General features: G+C 35.3%; 14 protein-coding genes. 8 read left to right on the top strand and 6 right to left on the bottom strand.

The annotated features are described in order from the left end of the window. Positions 1 to 2: 2 nt before the first annotated feature. The 6 genes from C6368_RS08740 to miaB all read right to left on the bottom strand — a co-directional run bounded on the left by C6368_RS08740 (position 3) and on the right by miaB (position 5,545). Positions 3 to 281 carry a co-chaperone GroES gene (locus tag C6368_RS08740; protein ID WP_107038817.1) on the bottom strand — a complete coding sequence of 93 codons (279 nt, stop codon included), beginning with the start codon at positions 279 to 281 and terminating at the stop codon, positions 3 to 5. 193 nt (positions 282 to 474) lie between these two features. Beyond that, positions 475 to 798 carry a preprotein translocase subunit SecG gene (gene secG / locus C6368_RS08735; protein WP_107038816.1) on the bottom strand — a complete coding sequence of 108 codons (324 nt, stop codon included), beginning with the start codon at positions 796 to 798 and terminating at the stop codon, positions 475 to 477. 3 nt (positions 799 to 801) lie between these two features. Next, complete coding sequence (locus C6368_RS08730; RefSeq protein WP_107038815.1) at positions 802 to 2,313, bottom strand: tetratricopeptide repeat protein; 1,512 nt, start codon at positions 2,311 to 2,313, stop codon at positions 802 to 804. Beyond that, positions 2,313 to 2,822 carry an LPS assembly lipoprotein LptE gene (gene lptE / locus C6368_RS08725; RefSeq protein ID WP_107038814.1) on the bottom strand — a complete coding sequence of 170 codons (510 nt, stop codon included), beginning with the start codon at positions 2,820 to 2,822 and terminating at the stop codon, positions 2,313 to 2,315. Before lptE ends, C6368_RS08730 begins: the two co-directional genes overlap by 1 nt. Positions 2,823 to 2,836: 14 nt before the next feature. Then, on the bottom strand, positions 2,837 to 4,102 hold the full coding sequence (locus tag C6368_RS08720) for a sigma-54 interaction domain-containing protein (protein ID WP_107038813.1): 1,266 nt from the start codon (positions 4,100 to 4,102) through the stop codon (positions 2,837 to 2,839). A 12-nt stretch (positions 4,103 to 4,114) separates the two neighbouring features. Further along, a complete protein-coding gene (gene miaB / locus C6368_RS08715) occupies positions 4,115 to 5,545 on the bottom strand; it encodes a tRNA (N6-isopentenyl adenosine(37)-C2)-methylthiotransferase MiaB (protein WP_107038812.1) in 1,431 nt (476 codons plus the stop codon). A 257-nt stretch (positions 5,546 to 5,802) separates the two neighbouring features. Between miaB and topA the strand changes: the two genes are divergently transcribed. From topA to C6368_RS08675, 8 genes are all read left to right on the top strand, one after another. Then, complete coding sequence (gene topA, locus C6368_RS08710; protein WP_107038811.1) at positions 5,803 to 8,244, top strand: type I DNA topoisomerase; 2,442 nt, start codon at positions 5,803 to 5,805, stop codon at positions 8,242 to 8,244. Between the two features lie 86 nt (positions 8,245 to 8,330). Continuing rightward, positions 8,331 to 9,485: an arginase family protein gene (locus C6368_RS08705; protein WP_159038520.1), complete on the top strand. Its 1,155-nt coding sequence runs from the start codon at positions 8,331 to 8,333 to the stop codon at positions 9,483 to 9,485. A 153-nt stretch (positions 9,486 to 9,638) separates the two neighbouring features. After that, positions 9,639 to 10,565 carry a PorP/SprF family type IX secretion system membrane protein gene (locus tag C6368_RS08700; RefSeq protein WP_107038809.1) on the top strand — a complete coding sequence of 309 codons (927 nt, stop codon included), beginning with the start codon at positions 9,639 to 9,641 and terminating at the stop codon, positions 10,563 to 10,565. Between the two features lie 109 nt (positions 10,566 to 10,674). Then, positions 10,675 to 12,219 carry a T9SS ring complex lipoprotein PorK/GldK gene (gene porK, locus C6368_RS08695; RefSeq protein WP_107038808.1) on the top strand — a complete coding sequence of 515 codons (1,545 nt, stop codon included), beginning with the start codon at positions 10,675 to 10,677 and terminating at the stop codon, positions 12,217 to 12,219. Positions 12,220 to 12,279: 60 nt separating this feature from the next. After that, positions 12,280 to 13,098 (top strand): type IX secretion system motor protein PorL/GldL, encoded by an 819-nt coding sequence (gene porL, locus C6368_RS08690; protein WP_107038807.1) that lies wholly within the window; start codon positions 12,280 to 12,282, stop codon positions 13,096 to 13,098. A gap of 64 nt (positions 13,099 to 13,162) precedes the next feature. Then, positions 13,163 to 14,872 (top strand): type IX secretion system motor protein PorM/GldM, encoded by a 1,710-nt coding sequence (gene porM, locus C6368_RS08685; RefSeq protein WP_107038806.1) that lies wholly within the window; start codon positions 13,163 to 13,165, stop codon positions 14,870 to 14,872. A 19-nt stretch (positions 14,873 to 14,891) separates the two neighbouring features. Beyond that, entirely contained in the window at positions 14,892 to 15,896 is a 1,005-nt protein-coding gene (porN, locus tag C6368_RS08680) for a type IX secretion system ring subunit PorN/GldN (RefSeq protein WP_107038805.1), read from the top strand. Between the two features lie 120 nt (positions 15,897 to 16,016). After that, positions 16,017 to 16,340 (top strand): 2Fe-2S iron-sulfur cluster-binding family protein, encoded by a 324-nt coding sequence (locus C6368_RS08675; RefSeq protein ID WP_107038804.1) that lies wholly within the window; start codon positions 16,017 to 16,019, stop codon positions 16,338 to 16,340. The last annotated feature ends 127 nt before the right edge of the window (positions 16,341 to 16,467 follow it).

Here is a 16,467-nt window from a genome sequence, read left to right as displayed (position 1 = left end):
GTCTACCCTTGAAATACACCATAAATATCGGCTTCTTTCATAATCAAATAAGTCTTTCCTTCAATTTTGATTTCTGTTCCCGAGTATTGACCAAACAATACAGTATCTCCTTCTTTTACCGTCATTGGTTCGTCTTTTTTACCATTTCCTGCGGCTACTACTGTACCTTTTAAAGGTTTTTCTTTAGCTGCATCTGGAATGATAATTCCGCTAGCCGTTTTTTCTTCTGCTGGAATAGGCTCGATCAATACACGATCCGCCAATGGTTTTAATGCTGACATATTTATTATTTTTTAGTTTAATTTTTATTCCATGTGATTGACCAATTCTATGCCAATTGACAATCAGACTACATTTGTCAGACTGCTACAATAAAGCACAAAAAAAATGTCAGCGTATATGACACACTGACATTTTAAAAACTCATTTTATAAATAGTCCGACAATTAAATCATTCTATTTAAAATCTCTTAATTACTCTTCAACATTACCATCTGGTGCAGTGCTTGAAGCTGGAGCATTGCTTGTTGGCTGCTCAGTTTCTTGCGTCGCATCGTTTGTTGGAACGCCAGTTGGCTCATGATACATCAAAGTCATTACTATACTCAATATACCAATAATTCCTGCTAAACTCCAAGTTGCTTTCTCAACGAAATCATTTGTTTGTTTTACTCCCCCTAATTGTTGTGCTGATCCAAAATCAGTAGATAATCCTCCTCCTTTAGGATTTTGCATTAAAACAAGTAACACAAGTAAAACACTTGCGATAATAATAAGTATAGTTAATAAAGTTCCCATATTTTAATTTAATTTTCTGTTCAAAGTTTCAATTTGAAGTGCAAAGAAACTCTTTTTTTCTGGAAATTTCAACAATAATTTTTCATAAGCTTCAATTGCCTTCGGATAATTGCCCTGTGCACTGTATATTTTAGCTAAGGTCTCACTCACCGGAAGCCTTGATTCATCAAGGCTTTCACGTGCTTTTTTGATTGGTGAAAAGAACTCAGATTTTCTTTTTTCAGGAAGTGAAATTTCTTTATTTTTTTCTTTTTCAACCTCTTTTTCAACTGTTTTCTCTTCTTTTGAACTAACATCAAAAGTTTTTTTTGTTGACTTAATCGGTTCAACCTTGTCTATAGATGTATTCATCCAAGAAGTAAAGCTTTTTCGCTCTTCATTAGGTTTTGAAGAAGTATCTTCTGTTCCACTTCTATTTATGGTATCATCACTGGCTGACTCGCCTAAATCATTATCAAGTTCAATTTCATCATCTAATAAAGGTAAATCAAATTTTAAATCTGACGTTACATAATCTTCATTTGGAACTGTTTGATCCAACTTCTTTAACCTTTCGAAATGATAAGTATCAGCTTCTAATTCATCGACCTCAATAAATATTGATGAACTAACAGCATGCGCTAGAATATCGCGTTCTAAATCTCCAACATTCTTAATCTTATCTGAAACATCAGCTGTTTTTTTAGCCTCTTCTTCAGAAATATCATCTCCATCATTCTCTGAAGAACCAATAGTAGATTCAGATTCTGCCTCCGCTTCATCAATTGACCCTTCTCCTTTTAGCGAATCATCGTTAGAATGAGACGGTAAATCAATTTCTTTAGTATTTTCTTTGGGGAAATATATTCTTTCCAACTCCTGCATTAATATTTCATCTTCAGGCTCATCAAAAGAACTTACCTCCTCTTCTTGACTAGTCGAAAGTGATTTAGCTTCCTCTGCATCCAGCGCCTCAAAAATACTTTCTACTTTCTCAATTTCGGTTGCTTCAGGGATTTCCTCAGGCCCCTGATTCATAATTCCCTCCAGAATTTCTTCATCAGGCCTCGTATCCTCCTCTTTAATAATTGATGCAGAATTAGCCTCTTCGAGTTCAGGTCCTGCTTCTTCAGGTATTTTTTCCGTTTCTATGAAGCACTCTTCTGACTCCAATTCACCAGAAACTTGACCCTCTGGTTCAATATCACTGGATTCAGTAACTTGTGGCAATTCATCTTCATTTGAATCATCGCTAGTCGAAATATCCTCAGCTATCCCAGTAAATTCAATCTGTTTTTCTTCAACTGAATGAATTAAATAGAACAATTGAGCACGATCTGGAATTTTATAGGCATGGTTCTTTAATTCAGATTCAAAAAGAATAGTATTATGAAGTGCCAAGCCTTTTAGATACAATTGAGAAAATACCGAAGTAAAAGGATAACGCTCCGATAAATGGCGCAAAGCTTCTAAATCTTCCAATTTAATCATTGAAGGATTCTCAATTCTAGCTGATATTTCGATGAAGTTTAGCATTACCAATTCGAAAGTAATTTATTTAAAACATCCTGCACTATCTGATCATTAATTTCTCCTAATAACTGTTGCTGAATTGCTCCCACATCTTGTGAAGCATCAAAATCTGCAAATCGAGAGCTACTCAATTCCATAACATCTTCTTCGGGAGCGGAAATAAAAATTTGAAAACTTGCACGAATAGTTAACCTATTTTTTACCTCAGAAGCATTTTCTTGCAAAGATAATGGCGTAACGTTATATGAATCAACAGAACCTGTAATTGATATTTGCGGATCATCAGATTCATCAGAAACGAGCGTTAATCCTACTCTATTTTGTATTCCATCCTTAATCAATTCAGATAGTTGAGAAGAATAACTAATCGGTGCATTCGCTGCTTTATTATCTAAATTCGACACCATAAAACGTTTCCATTCAGGTGGAACACTTCCATCACGAAAAGACAAACTTGTTGGCCAACAAGAAGCAAATAAAAAGGCGAAAATTGCTAAATAAATTATTTTCATAATGGGTTTTTCCCTTAATTTAAATCGTATTCTTTAATCTTTCTATATAAAGTTCGCTCAGAAATACCTAATTCTTTTGCGGCATCTTTTCTTTTGCCATGATGCTTTTCTAAAGCCTTTTTGACAAATTCCATTTCCCGCTCTTCCAAAGACAAAGATTCCTCCACTTCAGTATGGTCTTGGTAATCACTATCCACAATTGTCACTTCATCGGGCGCAGAATAATCTCTTTCTTCTCGCACTTCATCTCTAGTTCCTGTCTCCAATAATTTCTTACTATCCTCATTTGAAATATCCGAATAAACACGATTTAAAACATCACGCTGAGTCCCAGTTAAATCTACATCTTTATTTCCGTTCAACATCTCTATGACCAATTTCTTCAATTCGTTCATATCTCTCTTCATGTCGAATAAGAATTTGTAAATCAATTCTCTGTCTGAAAAAGAGTCACTTTCTTGAGATTTACCGCCAACAATTGCAGGAACACCAGAAACTACATCCTCTGGAAGGTAAAACTTCATCTTTTCTAAAGAAATTTCACGTTCATTTTCTATAACGGAAATTTGTTCTACAATATTTTTCAATTGTCGAATATTTCCAGGCCAAGGATAATTTGTTAATGCAATAACCGCAGAATCAGTCAATTTTATTGTAGGCATTCTATATTTCTCTGCGAAATCCGCTGCGAATTTCCTAAACAATAAATGAATGTCTTCTTTACGCTCCTTAAGAGGCGGAAGTTTAATTGGAACTGTGCTTAAACGATATAATAAATCTTCTCTAAATTTATTCTTTCGAATTGCCTCAGCCATATTTTCGTTTGTTGCTGCCACAACACGAACGTTCGTCTTGATTACTTTTGAAGAACCTACGCGAATAAATTCACCTGTTTCAAGAACTCGTAAAAGTCTAACTTGAGTCTGCTGAGGTAATTCCGCTACTTCATCCAAAAAGATTGTTCCCCCATCGGCTTCCTCAAAATATCCTTTTCTACTTCCACTGGCTCCAGTAAAAGCTCCTTTTTCGTGACCGAATAACTCTGAATCAATAGTACCTTCAGGAATAGCACCACAATTTACAGCAATATAACTACCATGTTTTCGAGTACTCAAATGATGAACAACTTGAGGGATTATTTCCTTTCCTGTTCCGCTTTCTCCTGTTACCAAAACTGAAATATCGGTAGGAGCAACTTGCGCTGCTACTTCCAAAGCTCGATTTAAACCAGGTGCATTACCTATTATTCCAAACCTCTGTTTGATTTGTTGAATATTCATAGTTTTCTTCGATTATTCTGATTCAACAATTTCTCCCTTTAACGAAGCTTTATTACAATCAGTAATGCGAACCATCACATAATCTCCTGGTTTAGAATCCTTGCGATCAAAAATCACTTTTAAATTTCGGTCTGTTCTTCCCATCATTTGCTCCTCCGACCTCTTTGAAGGTGTTTCAACCAAAACTTCTTCGATTTTACCTACCTGGGCTTTGTTCATAGCTAAACTATGCTCATGTTGAAGCGTAATAATTTCCTCCAAACGTCTTTGTTTCTCATCCTCAGGAATATTGTCCTCATACTTTCTTTCTGCTAAAGTTTTTGGACGTTCAGAATATTTATACATATAAGCAGTATCATATTTCACCTCCCTCATTATTGAAAGCGTTTCTTCATGCTGCTCTAAAGTTTCATCACAAAACCCAGTAATAATATCTGTGGTGATTCCACAATTCGGAATGATGCGATTAATAGCTTCAATCCTATTCATATACCACTCACGAGTATAGCCCCTGTTCATTTTTTTCAAAATATCGCTATTCCCTGATTGAACAGGCAAATGAATGTAATTACAAATATTCTTGTGATTTGCAATTGCATACAAAACATCATCCGTCATATCCTTAGGATGTGAGGTAGAGAAACGAATTCTAAGATCTGGATGAACTTGGGCCACCATTACCAGTAATTCTGCAAAATTAGTTGTTGGATTCGTTTCATCCTTAATCTCTCCTTTACTCGTCATATTCCAACGGTAAGAATCAACATTTTGCCCTAATAAAGTTACTTCTCTATATCCAGCATTGAATAAAGCTCCACATTCTTGAACAATTGTTTGAGGATCTCTACTTCTTTCTCTACCCCTAGTAAATGGAACAACACAGAAAGAACACATATTATCACACCCTCGTGTAATACTCACAAATCCTGTTACCCCATTTTTATCTAAACGCACCGGACTAATATCGGCATAGGTTTCATCACGAGAAAGTAAAACATTTACAGCTTTTTGTCCGCCCTCTACTTCCTGAATTAAACCTGGCAAGTCTCTGTATGAATCTGGTCCAGCAACAATGTCAACTAGTTTTTCTTCTTCAAGTAAATTAGTCTTTAAACGCTCTGCCATACAGCCTAAAATCCCGATTATCAAACCTGGTCTATTCTTTTTAGCTTTATTAAATTGTCTTAATCGATTTCTTATCCTTTGCTCTGCATTCTCCCGAATACTGCAAGTATTGATCAAAATCAAATCTGCTTCTTCAGAATCTTGTGTAGTTGAGAAACCATCATTTGTTAAAATTGATGCAACAACTTCACTATCCGAAAAATTCATAGCACATCCGTAACTCTCCAGGTATAATTTCCTACCTCCTTCAACTTCATTCATTGTGATTGCTTCGCCTTGACGAGCCTCATCCATATCTTTATCTAAAACAATTCCCATAGGTGAATTTCAATTTTATGAATGGCAAATATATATTTTCTTCTCATGGTGTCAAAATGTCAGTAGCTAATTTTTAATAAATATATCTCAACTTGATAAAAAGTCATAAATCAACACTAAAACTAAAGCCAATCTCAAAGCATATTTGCATTCATTTTAAAAAACAAAACAAGTAAATCCTCAATAAAGTTTGTATTTCGTATTAATTTGGAGTTATTTTGCACTCAATTTCAGAATAAGCATTTAACGTAATCAATATGGCAAAGAATTTAGTAATCGTAGAGTCACCCGCAAAAGCAAAAACAATTGAAGGCTATCTTGGTAAAGATTTCATCGTTCTTTCTAGTTATGGTCACGTTAGAGATTTGGCAAAAAAAGGAGTTGCGATAGACATCGAAAATAATTTCAAACCAAATTATGAAGTTAGCCCAGATAAAAAAACTATCGTTTCGGATTTAAAAAAACAAGTTAAAGCGGCAGACGTTGTTTGGCTAGCAACTGATGAGGACCGTGAGGGTGAGGCTATTTCTTGGCACCTTTACGAAACTTTGAAGTTAAAAGATAAAAATACTAAGCGAATTACTTTCAACGAAATTACCAAGGTTGCTGTTCAAAAAGCAATTGCAGAACCTCGTGAAATCAATCAAGAGTTAGTTAACGCTCAGCAAGCAAGACGTGTACTGGACAGGCTTGTTGGTTTCGAACTTTCACCAGTTTTATGGAAAAAAGTGAAGCCAAGCTTATCTGCAGGTAGAGTTCAATCTGTTGCCGTTCGATTAATCGTTGAACGTGAAAGAGAAATCATGAATTTTACTCCAGAAAGCTATTTTAGAGTAGTTGGAGATTTTGCTGAAGGTAAAGACAAAGTTGCCGCAACGTTAGCTCATAATATTGGTACAGATAAGGAAGTGGAATCATTCCTTAAAGATTGTGACAAAGCAACCTTTAAAGTAACTGATGTAACTAAAAAACCTGGAACGAAAAACCCAAGTGCTCCTTTTATAACTTCTACTCTTCAACAAGAAGCTAGTTTAAAGTTAGGATTTAGTGTTTCTCGTACAATGAGAGTTGCACAAAGTTTATATGAAGCTGGTCTTATTACTTATATGAGAACAGACAGTGTAAACTTATCTGAAACTGCAATGGAAGCCGCAAAAAGCACCATTATTCAGGATTACGGTAAAGAATATAGTAACCCAAAGAAATACAAAAGTAAAAGTGCAGGCGCACAGGAAGCTCACGAGGCTATACGTCCTTCGGATTTTGGAGTATCTTCGGTAAACAAAGGCAATGATGAAGACCGATTGTATGACTTGATTTGGAAAAGATCAATTGCCTCACAGATGAGTCCTGCAAAACTTGAAAGAACTACAATTAAAATTGGAGCTCCAGAAGTACAAGACCTGTTCGTTGCTAAGGGTGAAGTTATCAAATTTGACGGCTTCCTTAAGGTATACTTAGAGTCGCAAATGGACGATGACGAGGAAGATGATAAAGCATTAGAAGGATTACTTCCAGATTTAAAAGAAGGAACAGAACTTTCAACACTATCTATAGTAGCGAGAGAAAGGTTCTCAAAAGCTGCACCTCGTTATGTAGAAGCTTCGCTGGTTAAAAAATTAGAAGAATTAGGGATTGGTAGACCATCTACTTACGCCCCAACAATTTCAACTATTCAAAAAAGAGGATATGTAGAAAAAATGGAGCGCGAAGGAACAGAGAGAAAGTACCTTATATATACACTCGATGATTCAGGAACGAATAAAGAAGAAGCAACAGAAATAACAGGACGAGATAGAAATAAACTTTCTCCTTCTGATATCGGAATGGTTGTTACAGATTTCTTAGTTGAACATTTTGGTGAAATCTTAAATTATAACTTTACGGCAGAAGTAGAGCAAGAGTTTGATGAAATCGCAAACGGACTAAAAGAATGGACTGAGATGATAAAACGTTTCTATGATCCTTTCCATAAAACCGTAGAACATACTTTAGAACATTCAGACCGTGCTTCTGGAGAACGTCATTTAGGTGAACACCCAAAAACAGGAGAAAAAGTGATTGTAAGAATTGGACGTTATGGTCCAATGGCCCAAATTGGTGATACTGAAGAAGAAGGAGAGAAAAAAGCTCGTTTTGCTAGCTTACGTCCAAATCAATCAATTGAAACAATTACTTTCGAAGAAGTAATGGACTTGTTTAAACTTCCTCGTCAGCTAGGTGAATTTGAAGACAAGGTTGTAAAAGCAAATATTGGCCGTTTTGGACCTTATGTTCAACATGATGGGAAATTTGTTTCTATTAAGGAGGACGACCCTATGGATATCGAATTGGACAGAGCAATTGAATTGATCAAGGAAAAAAGAATTGAAGACGCTAAAAAATTACTTAAAACTTTCCCCGAAGATGATTCCATGCAATTGTTAATTGGAAGATGGGGACCTTATTTAAAAATTGGTAAAAACAACTTTAAACTTCCAAAAGAAATTAAAGATGATGAAGACGCAGTAAAGAAATTGTCGTACGAAGAATGTATCGAAATATCTGAGAATCAACCTAAGAAAACGGGAAGAGGAAAAAAAGCAGCTACTAAAAAGCCAGCAGCAAAAAAGGCTCCTGCCAAAAAGAAAGCTGCGGCGAAGAAAAAACCAGCAGCGAAGAAAACTCCTGCAAAAAAAGCATCTGCTAAGAAAAAATAAAAAGCAATTTAAAAAGACTGCATTCATTAAATTGGATGCAGTCTTTTATTTTAAGAAATAAACTTACCCTCGACGAGACTTCAATTATGAAAGACATTTCCCTTTACTTTCAAAGCATTCCTCTAAATGAAACATATGCTGAGGAAATGCTCGGCAATTCTATCCTTATTAATACTGAAGGTCACTTTCCCACCATTGACAAAAAAGGAACAGCAATTATCTATGTTCCAGAATACAGAAATCATTCAGAAAAAATCAATGTTGATTTCAAGAATAATTTCAGAAGTCAGTTGTATAAACTATTCAATGGAGTCCACTGGACACACACGATTTACGATTTAGGGACTATTGTACCTGGAAAAGAATTAAAGGACACAGCCTATGCTATTCAAACCGTTTGTCAAGAATTAATAAAAAAAGATATCATTCCTATTATAATCGGTGGTACTCAGGACATAACCAATGCGATTTATTCTGCCTATGAGCAATTAGAACAAATGGTTAACTTAACTTCCATAGACAACAAATTAGACCTTGGCGATATAGAAAAAGAAGTTACACATGATGGTTGGTTAAGTCATGTTTTACTACATAAGCCTTGTTTTCTGTTTAACTTTACGAATATTGGCGCACAAAACCATTATATTTCAAATAAAACATTAGACCTATTCAATGAACTTTATTTTGACGTTTGCAGATTAGGAGAAATCAACCAGTCTATTCAATTAGCAGAGCCTTATATGCGTAATACTGATATATTGAGTTTCGATTTATCAAGCATTAGAGCAAGTGACCTTCAAAACAACAATTATAGTGCTCCAAACGGACTATTTGCGAACGAATCTTGTCAACTAACAAGATATGCAGGAATAAGTGATAAGCTTTCAAGTTTTGGAATATTCAATTATTACAGCAATGACCATAAAGTAACAGATGAACTAGTAGCACAATTAATATGGTACTTTAATGAAGGCTACGCACATAGAAAAGGGGATTTTCCAATCGGAAGTAAAAAATCTTACACAAAATTTAGAGTATTCCTTGAAGAATTAAATGAAGAAATTGTTTTTTATAAAAGCAATAAATCAGGAAGATGGTGGATTGAGGTGCCTTACCCAGGTTCAAAAAAATCTAAGTTTATGCGTCATCAAATGATTCCATGTAGCTATGACACATATCAAGAATCTATGAAAGGAGAGGTACCTGATTTATGGTGGAAAACATATCAAAAATTAGTTTAGCTTTTAACTTCCTGAAAAACACATGAATTTTCAAAAAAAACATCATTTACCATTTTATTTATTTACTATTTACAGAATTTTAACTACTTTAGTCGACTGATGCAACAACATAGTGATGTATCTTAAGCATAAACCGTTGAAAAAAAGCTATATATGAAAAGACTTTTACTTATTTCAATTTTAATTTCCTCTGCGGTATTTTACACATACGGCCAGCAGGACAAGACCTTGACGCATTTTATATTCGACAAGATGAGTATTAACCCCGGAGCAACTGGTGTTGGGATGTCACACCAAGCCTGTGGTACAATGATTTACCGAAATCAGTGGGACAAGTTTAATGGAGCACCAAATTCAGTCTTAGCTAATGCAGAGGCAAATTTATCTCAATACTTCCCTAGTGCAGCCGGAATATCATTTTATCACGATGCAATTGGATATTCTAGACAAAACAATGTGACTTTAAACTATTCATACCACTTAGCTCTTGCAAATGGTACTTTAGGAATAGGTGCAGCAATTGGTCTAAACAGCTTTGGAATGGCTCCAACTTGGGTAACACCTGATGGAATTGATACTGACCCTTCATTGCCAACTTCTACATCTCAAGCAACATTAGATGCAAATTTTGGTTTGTATTACATGCATGAGACAGGATGGTATGCCGGTATATCTAGTACTCATCTTCCGGCAGCTGAAATTGACCAATTGAACTTCAATACAGCACGTCATTATTATGCAATGGGAGGTTACAGAATGGATCAAGCATTTGGTATTAGTGAACTAGGACTTGAAGGAAATGGTTTAATTAGAACAGATTTAAATTTTCTTAGTGCAGACATCAATATTCGTGCATTATGGAACAATGTAATGTATGCAGGTTTAACTTATAGAACAACTGATGCAATTGGAATCATGGCAGGATTTAACTGGAGTTCATTTACGTTTGGTTATTCATATGACATCACAACAAACAGGATCTCTAGTATCTCTGCAGGAACACATGAAGTAATGGTTAAATATTGTTATCCATTGCCTCCAATTCCAATTACAAAGGCAAGAAATCCAAGGTATTTGTAATAACTTAAAAATAATCTGTAACCATTTTGGTAGCTTTTCCGTTATAACAGTCACAAGTATATTTGCCCTAATATTAAATTTGGTAAATCGGAAAGTAAAAACGAGTAGAATGAAGAAATTATTAATTATAGGTTTAATCAGTTTAATGCTTGCTTCTTGTAGTACAAGATCAGGTCATTTAACTGGGGTTCAAGGTAGACAAGTCTACTACCCAGAAGTTCCGCTTGGAATGGTTTACATTCCTCAAGGTTCTTACATCATGGGTCAAAATGATGAAGATGTTCCTTTTTTGCATCAGTCTATTTCGAAGACAGTGACAATCTCTGCCTTCTATATGGATCAAACTGAGATCACAAATAACGAATATCGTCAATTTGTTCATTGGGTAAGGGATTCAATAGCTCGTCGAATGATTTATGAAAACATCGAAGAAGACGAAGAAGCTGATCGTTACCTTAATTACCAGGAGGAATATTATGATGAAGGAATCATGGAATGGGTAGAATATGAATCAAGTGATCGTTTTCAGAACGTTGATAAATTCTCTTTGAATTGGGATAGAGAATTTTCTTATGAAGATGAAGAATTAGTTCCATTGCTTTCTGAGATGTATTATCCATCTGCACAGCGTTTCTACCAAAGGAAAGAAATCGATGTGAGAAAACTTAATTTCAAGTATTTCTGGATTGATATTGTTGAAGCTGCTCGAAAAGGAAATGTAAACATCATTCCTGATGGATACAATAACCAAGGAATTAAAGAAAATTTAGATCACAGAACTTTACGAACTGCCGATGATTCTTTCACAGGTGATAAAACAGGTCAAGATCTTGATTTGGGGAATCCAAACAAATTAGGACAAAACAATGCTATTCGTGGTCATAACAATAGACAACGTTTTGTAATTGATGAAACAATCAATGTTTATCCAGATACATTAGTGTGGGTGAGAGACTTTACTTACTCATTCAATGATGACATTTCTAAAATGTACTTCTGGCACCCTGCTTATGATAACTATCCTGTAGTTGGTGTTACTTGGCAACAAGCTAGGGCCTTTAACATATGGAGAACTCAATTATTGAATGGTTGGTTAGAATCAATGGGTGAGATATATGTTCACGACTTCCGTTTACCAAGTGAAGCTGAATGGGAAAGAGCATCAAGAGGGGATTTAGATTTATCACCATACCCTTGGGGAGGTCCATACATTCGTAACTCGGCTGGTTGTTTCTTAGGAAACTTCAAACCAATGAGAGGTCGTTATGCTGAAGATGGTGGAACACAAACTGTAAAAGCATACTCTTATAATCCAAATGGATTTGGTTTATATTGTATGGCTGGAAACGTAGCTGAATGGTGTGAGACTGCCTATGACGAATCAATGTACGAAATGGCACATGATATGAATCCTGAATACCGTTATAACGCATTAGACTGGGATCCACCTGCAATGAAAAGAAAAGTTATTCGTGGAGGATCTTGGAAAGATATAGGTTACTATTTACAAAACGGTACAAGATCATATGAATACCAAGATACTGCTAAATCTTACATAGGGTTTAGATCAGTAGCAACTCACCTTGGAAGAGGTGGTAAAGATTTCTCAAAAGAAGGAGGTGAAGAATTAGATCAAGATCTTCAATTGAGATAATAGTTAAATCAAGTAAATAAAACAAATAAATAAATCGTTAAACCTTAAAAATTAAAAACTATGAAACCAGGAAGTAAAGGATGGAAAAATTTTATGGCAAAGCTGTATGGTATTGGAGCTGCAGTAGTAATACTTGGTGCATTATTTAAAATTATGCACTGGCCAGGTGCCGGACCAATGCTTGTTATTGGACTTGGAGCTGAAGCAATTATCTTTATATTCTCAGCATTTGAGCCAATACATGAAGATCCAAATTGGGAGCTTGTATATCCTGAATTAGCTTTAGGAAATGATGAGAATTTTGATCCATCAGAATTACAAGTGGGTAGAGGAAGAGGTGGAAATCAAGGTGGTTCTGGTATAACCGGAGAACTTGACAACATGCTTCAAGATGCTAAAATTGACAGCGCATTATTAGAGCGTTTAGGTGAAGGAATGAAAGCATTAGGTGATAATGCAGCACAATTGAAAGGTGTTACATCTGCTGCAGCGGCAACAGATTCTTATGTAAGTAGTTTACAGTCTGCTTCTGACAAAGTTTCTAAATTATCAGAATCTTACGAAAGAGCATCAGTGGCTATTTCAGGAATGACATCTTCAACTGAAGAAGGACAATCATTCGGTGAGCAAATGCAGAAAGTTTCTAAAAATTTATCAGCATTGAATAATGTATATGAATTACAATTAAAAGGTTCTTCTTCTCACTTAGAAGCAACTGAGAAATTCCAAGGTCAAGTTACAGAAATGATGCAAAACCTTTCTGAATCTACTAAAGACACAAAAATTTACAAAGAAAATATGTCAATGTTAGCTAAGAACTTAACAGACTTAAATAATGTTTACGGTAATATGTTGAAAGCAATGACTGTTAAAGGTTAATAGCTGAACCAACAGAATATTCGAAACATTAATTAATAAATTAATTCTTAAAATTTAATTACAAATGGCAGGAGGAAAAGAAACCCCAAGACAGAAGATGATCGGGATGATGTATCTCGTATTGACTGCTCTTTTGGCACTTAACGTGTCTAAAGAGATTATCGCCGCTTTTGTTACTATCAATGACAAACTAGAATCTAGTGGTGTTATAATTGACAACGCTACCGGAAATGTTTATGGTACGTTCGAAAGTAAAAGAGCAGCAATCCTTACTGATCCAAAAGCAGATACAAAAGTTATCGACTTATGGCAAGGTAAAGCAGATACTTTGAATTCACATACTAAAAAGATTATTCATTATATTCTCTCTGAATCAAATGATATGATCACTAAAGTTGAAGGAGTAGACTGGGTAAACAAAGATAAAATTGACCAAGATGGTAATATTACAGAGCTTAGACCTTTAATGGAAATTCAAGCGATGGACAATTATGACGTTCCTACGGAAATGTTCATAGGTGGTAATCCAATGAAACCAAAAGAAAGAGGTTTAGCGATATTAACTAAAATGAATGAATACAGAAATTCTATTGCAGAATTGATGGGGAATTACATTAGCGGAAGTAAAGTTTACACATTTACAGCACCTGATGATATTTCTGGATTAGCTGATGCTTTAAAAACAGCAAACCCGGAAGATACATCAAGAATTGCTAATTATTATCGTTCGATGACGTTACCTGCTATGATTTCTGTTAAAGATGCAGGAAAAAGTAAGGATGTGCCATGGCCATCAGCAATGTTTGACCATGCACCAATAGTTGCAGCAGCAGCTATGTTTACTGCACTTAAATTAGATGTATTAAATAGTGAAAGTACAGCTGCAGAGTTTATGCTTTCTAAAGTTGATGCACCTACGTTTAACTTTAACAAAATTGAGGCTTTACCATTCGCAAGAACAGGATATATTAATGCAGGAGATTCATTGAATCTACACGTTATGATTGCTGCTTGGGATTCAACTGAAGTAGCACCACTTAAATATGGTATTAATGAACTAAATCCAGACAATTGGAAACAAACAACTGGTACTATTAAATTGGACTCTGGTTCTCCAGGAAATTATGTAGTTTCTGGTGCAATTGGTGTTAAGGAAAAAGGTGAGATAAACTTTAAACCATGGGAATTCAACTATACAGTTGGTAAACCATCAGGAACAGTTTCTCTACCTCAAATGAATGTACTATACAGAGGTTACAGTAACCAAGTAGAAGGAGCAGCATCAGGATTCCCTAACTACTCACTTTCTAATGGTGGAAATGTAACGTTAAGTAAATCTGCAAAAGGATATATTGCATCACCAGGAGCTGGTAGAGAAGCAACAATTAACATTGCAGGGGTTGCAGAAGATGGGTCAAGCAGTAACTTAGGAAGTTTTAAATTCCGTGTTCAAGATTTGCCTAAGCCTTCAATTAGCTTAGGTCGTATTACAGATGGATCATCTGCTACATCTGCACAGATTAGGGCTTCTAGACAATTATTCGCTGGATATCCACCAGAAATTCCATTGGAAGCTGTATTTGGAGTTATTTCTTGGGAGGTAAGTGTATCAGGAGCACCAAGACCTGAGAAAGGTACTGGTTCTAATCTTACAGGAGCTGCACTAAGAATAATGGCTAATGCTACATCTGGTAATATGATTACCATTGTAACAAACTACAGAGAGCCAAGCGGGAAAGTCAAAAGACAAAACGCTGTTTACACAGTTAAGTAATAGATAAAAAAGAAAAGTCATGAAGAATTTAATGCTTTGTACACTATTGGTTTTTAGTTTGAGCACTTTCGCTCAAATCAATGGTGGGCCTATAAATAGCCGTACTGAAACAGGCGTTATTGATGGGGTCTACCTTAAATCAAACATTCCGACTAAACGTCTGATTCCTTATCCATATATCCGTGAAGCGGATGCACTATGGAGCAGACGTGTATGGAGAGCTATTGACCTTCGTGAAAAGATTAATCGTCCATTATATTATCCTTTAGATGAATTCAGTAATCCTGATCCATTAACTGGAGAAGTAGAATGGATCCGTAATGATAACAGATGGAGTTTGTGGACAATTATTCGTCAACATATTCTATCGGGGGATTTAACTGTATATTCTGATTATAATCCAATTAGACCTTCAGTTAAAGATGGCGACAAATTTAAATATCCAATTATCCCTGCTCAAGGTCTGAACTATGCTACAGACCCGGCATATAAAGAAGAGTTGTCGTACTATTTAGCGAAGCTTGGAGACATGCCAATTGACCCATATTTAAATGTATATGGACAAGATTCAATTGATGCAGTTGGTAACTATGTTTATCCTCCACGAGATACAATTTGGTATACATCTTCAGACATCATTCAATACAGATTGAAAGAAGATTGGATTTTTGATAAGCAAAGATCAGTAATGGATGTTAGAATTTTAGGTATAGCACCAGTTAGACATATGAAAGATGATAATGGTAATATTGGTGGAACATGGACAATGTTCTGGCTCTACTTCCCTACTGACTGTAGATATGTGTTTAACAATTACTTTGTTTACAATGAGTCTAATGGTTCAAGCTGGATGAGTTTTGATGATTACTTCATGAAACGTAGATTTAGTTCTTTCATTTACAAGGAAGAAAATGTCTATGATAGAAGTGTTGAAAAATTCAGAGTTGGTGTAGATGCACTTATGGAATCTCAAAAAATTACGGAAAAGATTAGAAACATTGAACACGACGTTTGGAGTTACTAATCCGATATAAAATGAATAGAGCCCTAGCTAATTAGTTAGGGCTTTTTTATTGGGAATAATTCATTTAATTTAAGTTCGTTCTAAAATACATAATCACTATTTTTGCGTAAAGTTTAAACCATGAAAGAGAATATTACAGTTTACATAGTGGACAGAGAAGGTGAAAAGCATGAATTGTTGGCACCTACTGATATGAACATGAATGTTATGGAATTATGTAAGTCTTATGACTTACCTGTTGAGGGGACATGTGGCGGAATGGCGATGTGTGCCTCTTGCCAATGCTATTTAGAATCTGAACATGATTTAGCCGAACAAAGTGATGCAGAATTGGACATGCTCGATCAAGCCTTTTTTGTAGAAGACAATAGTAGATTGGGTTGTCAAATTGATATTACAGAACAAATAGATAATATTGTATTGAGACTCGCACCTGAGGCCTAATGAATGACAAAAGAGAACATCTTACTTCATTTAAACAGCCTTTGAAAATAAAAGGATTTAAACTTTCACACTGCCAAATAACCAAGTAAGACAGCAGAACTAACATCAAAAATGAACATGATAACCA

Source organism: Brumimicrobium mesophilum (assembly GCF_003025005.1).
Taxonomy (GTDB): domain Bacteria; phylum Bacteroidota; class Bacteroidia; order Flavobacteriales_D; family Crocinitomicaceae; genus Brumimicrobium; species Brumimicrobium mesophilum.
The sequence above is the reverse complement of the archived record's forward strand: the minus strand, read 5'-3'. Positions and strand labels throughout refer to the sequence as shown.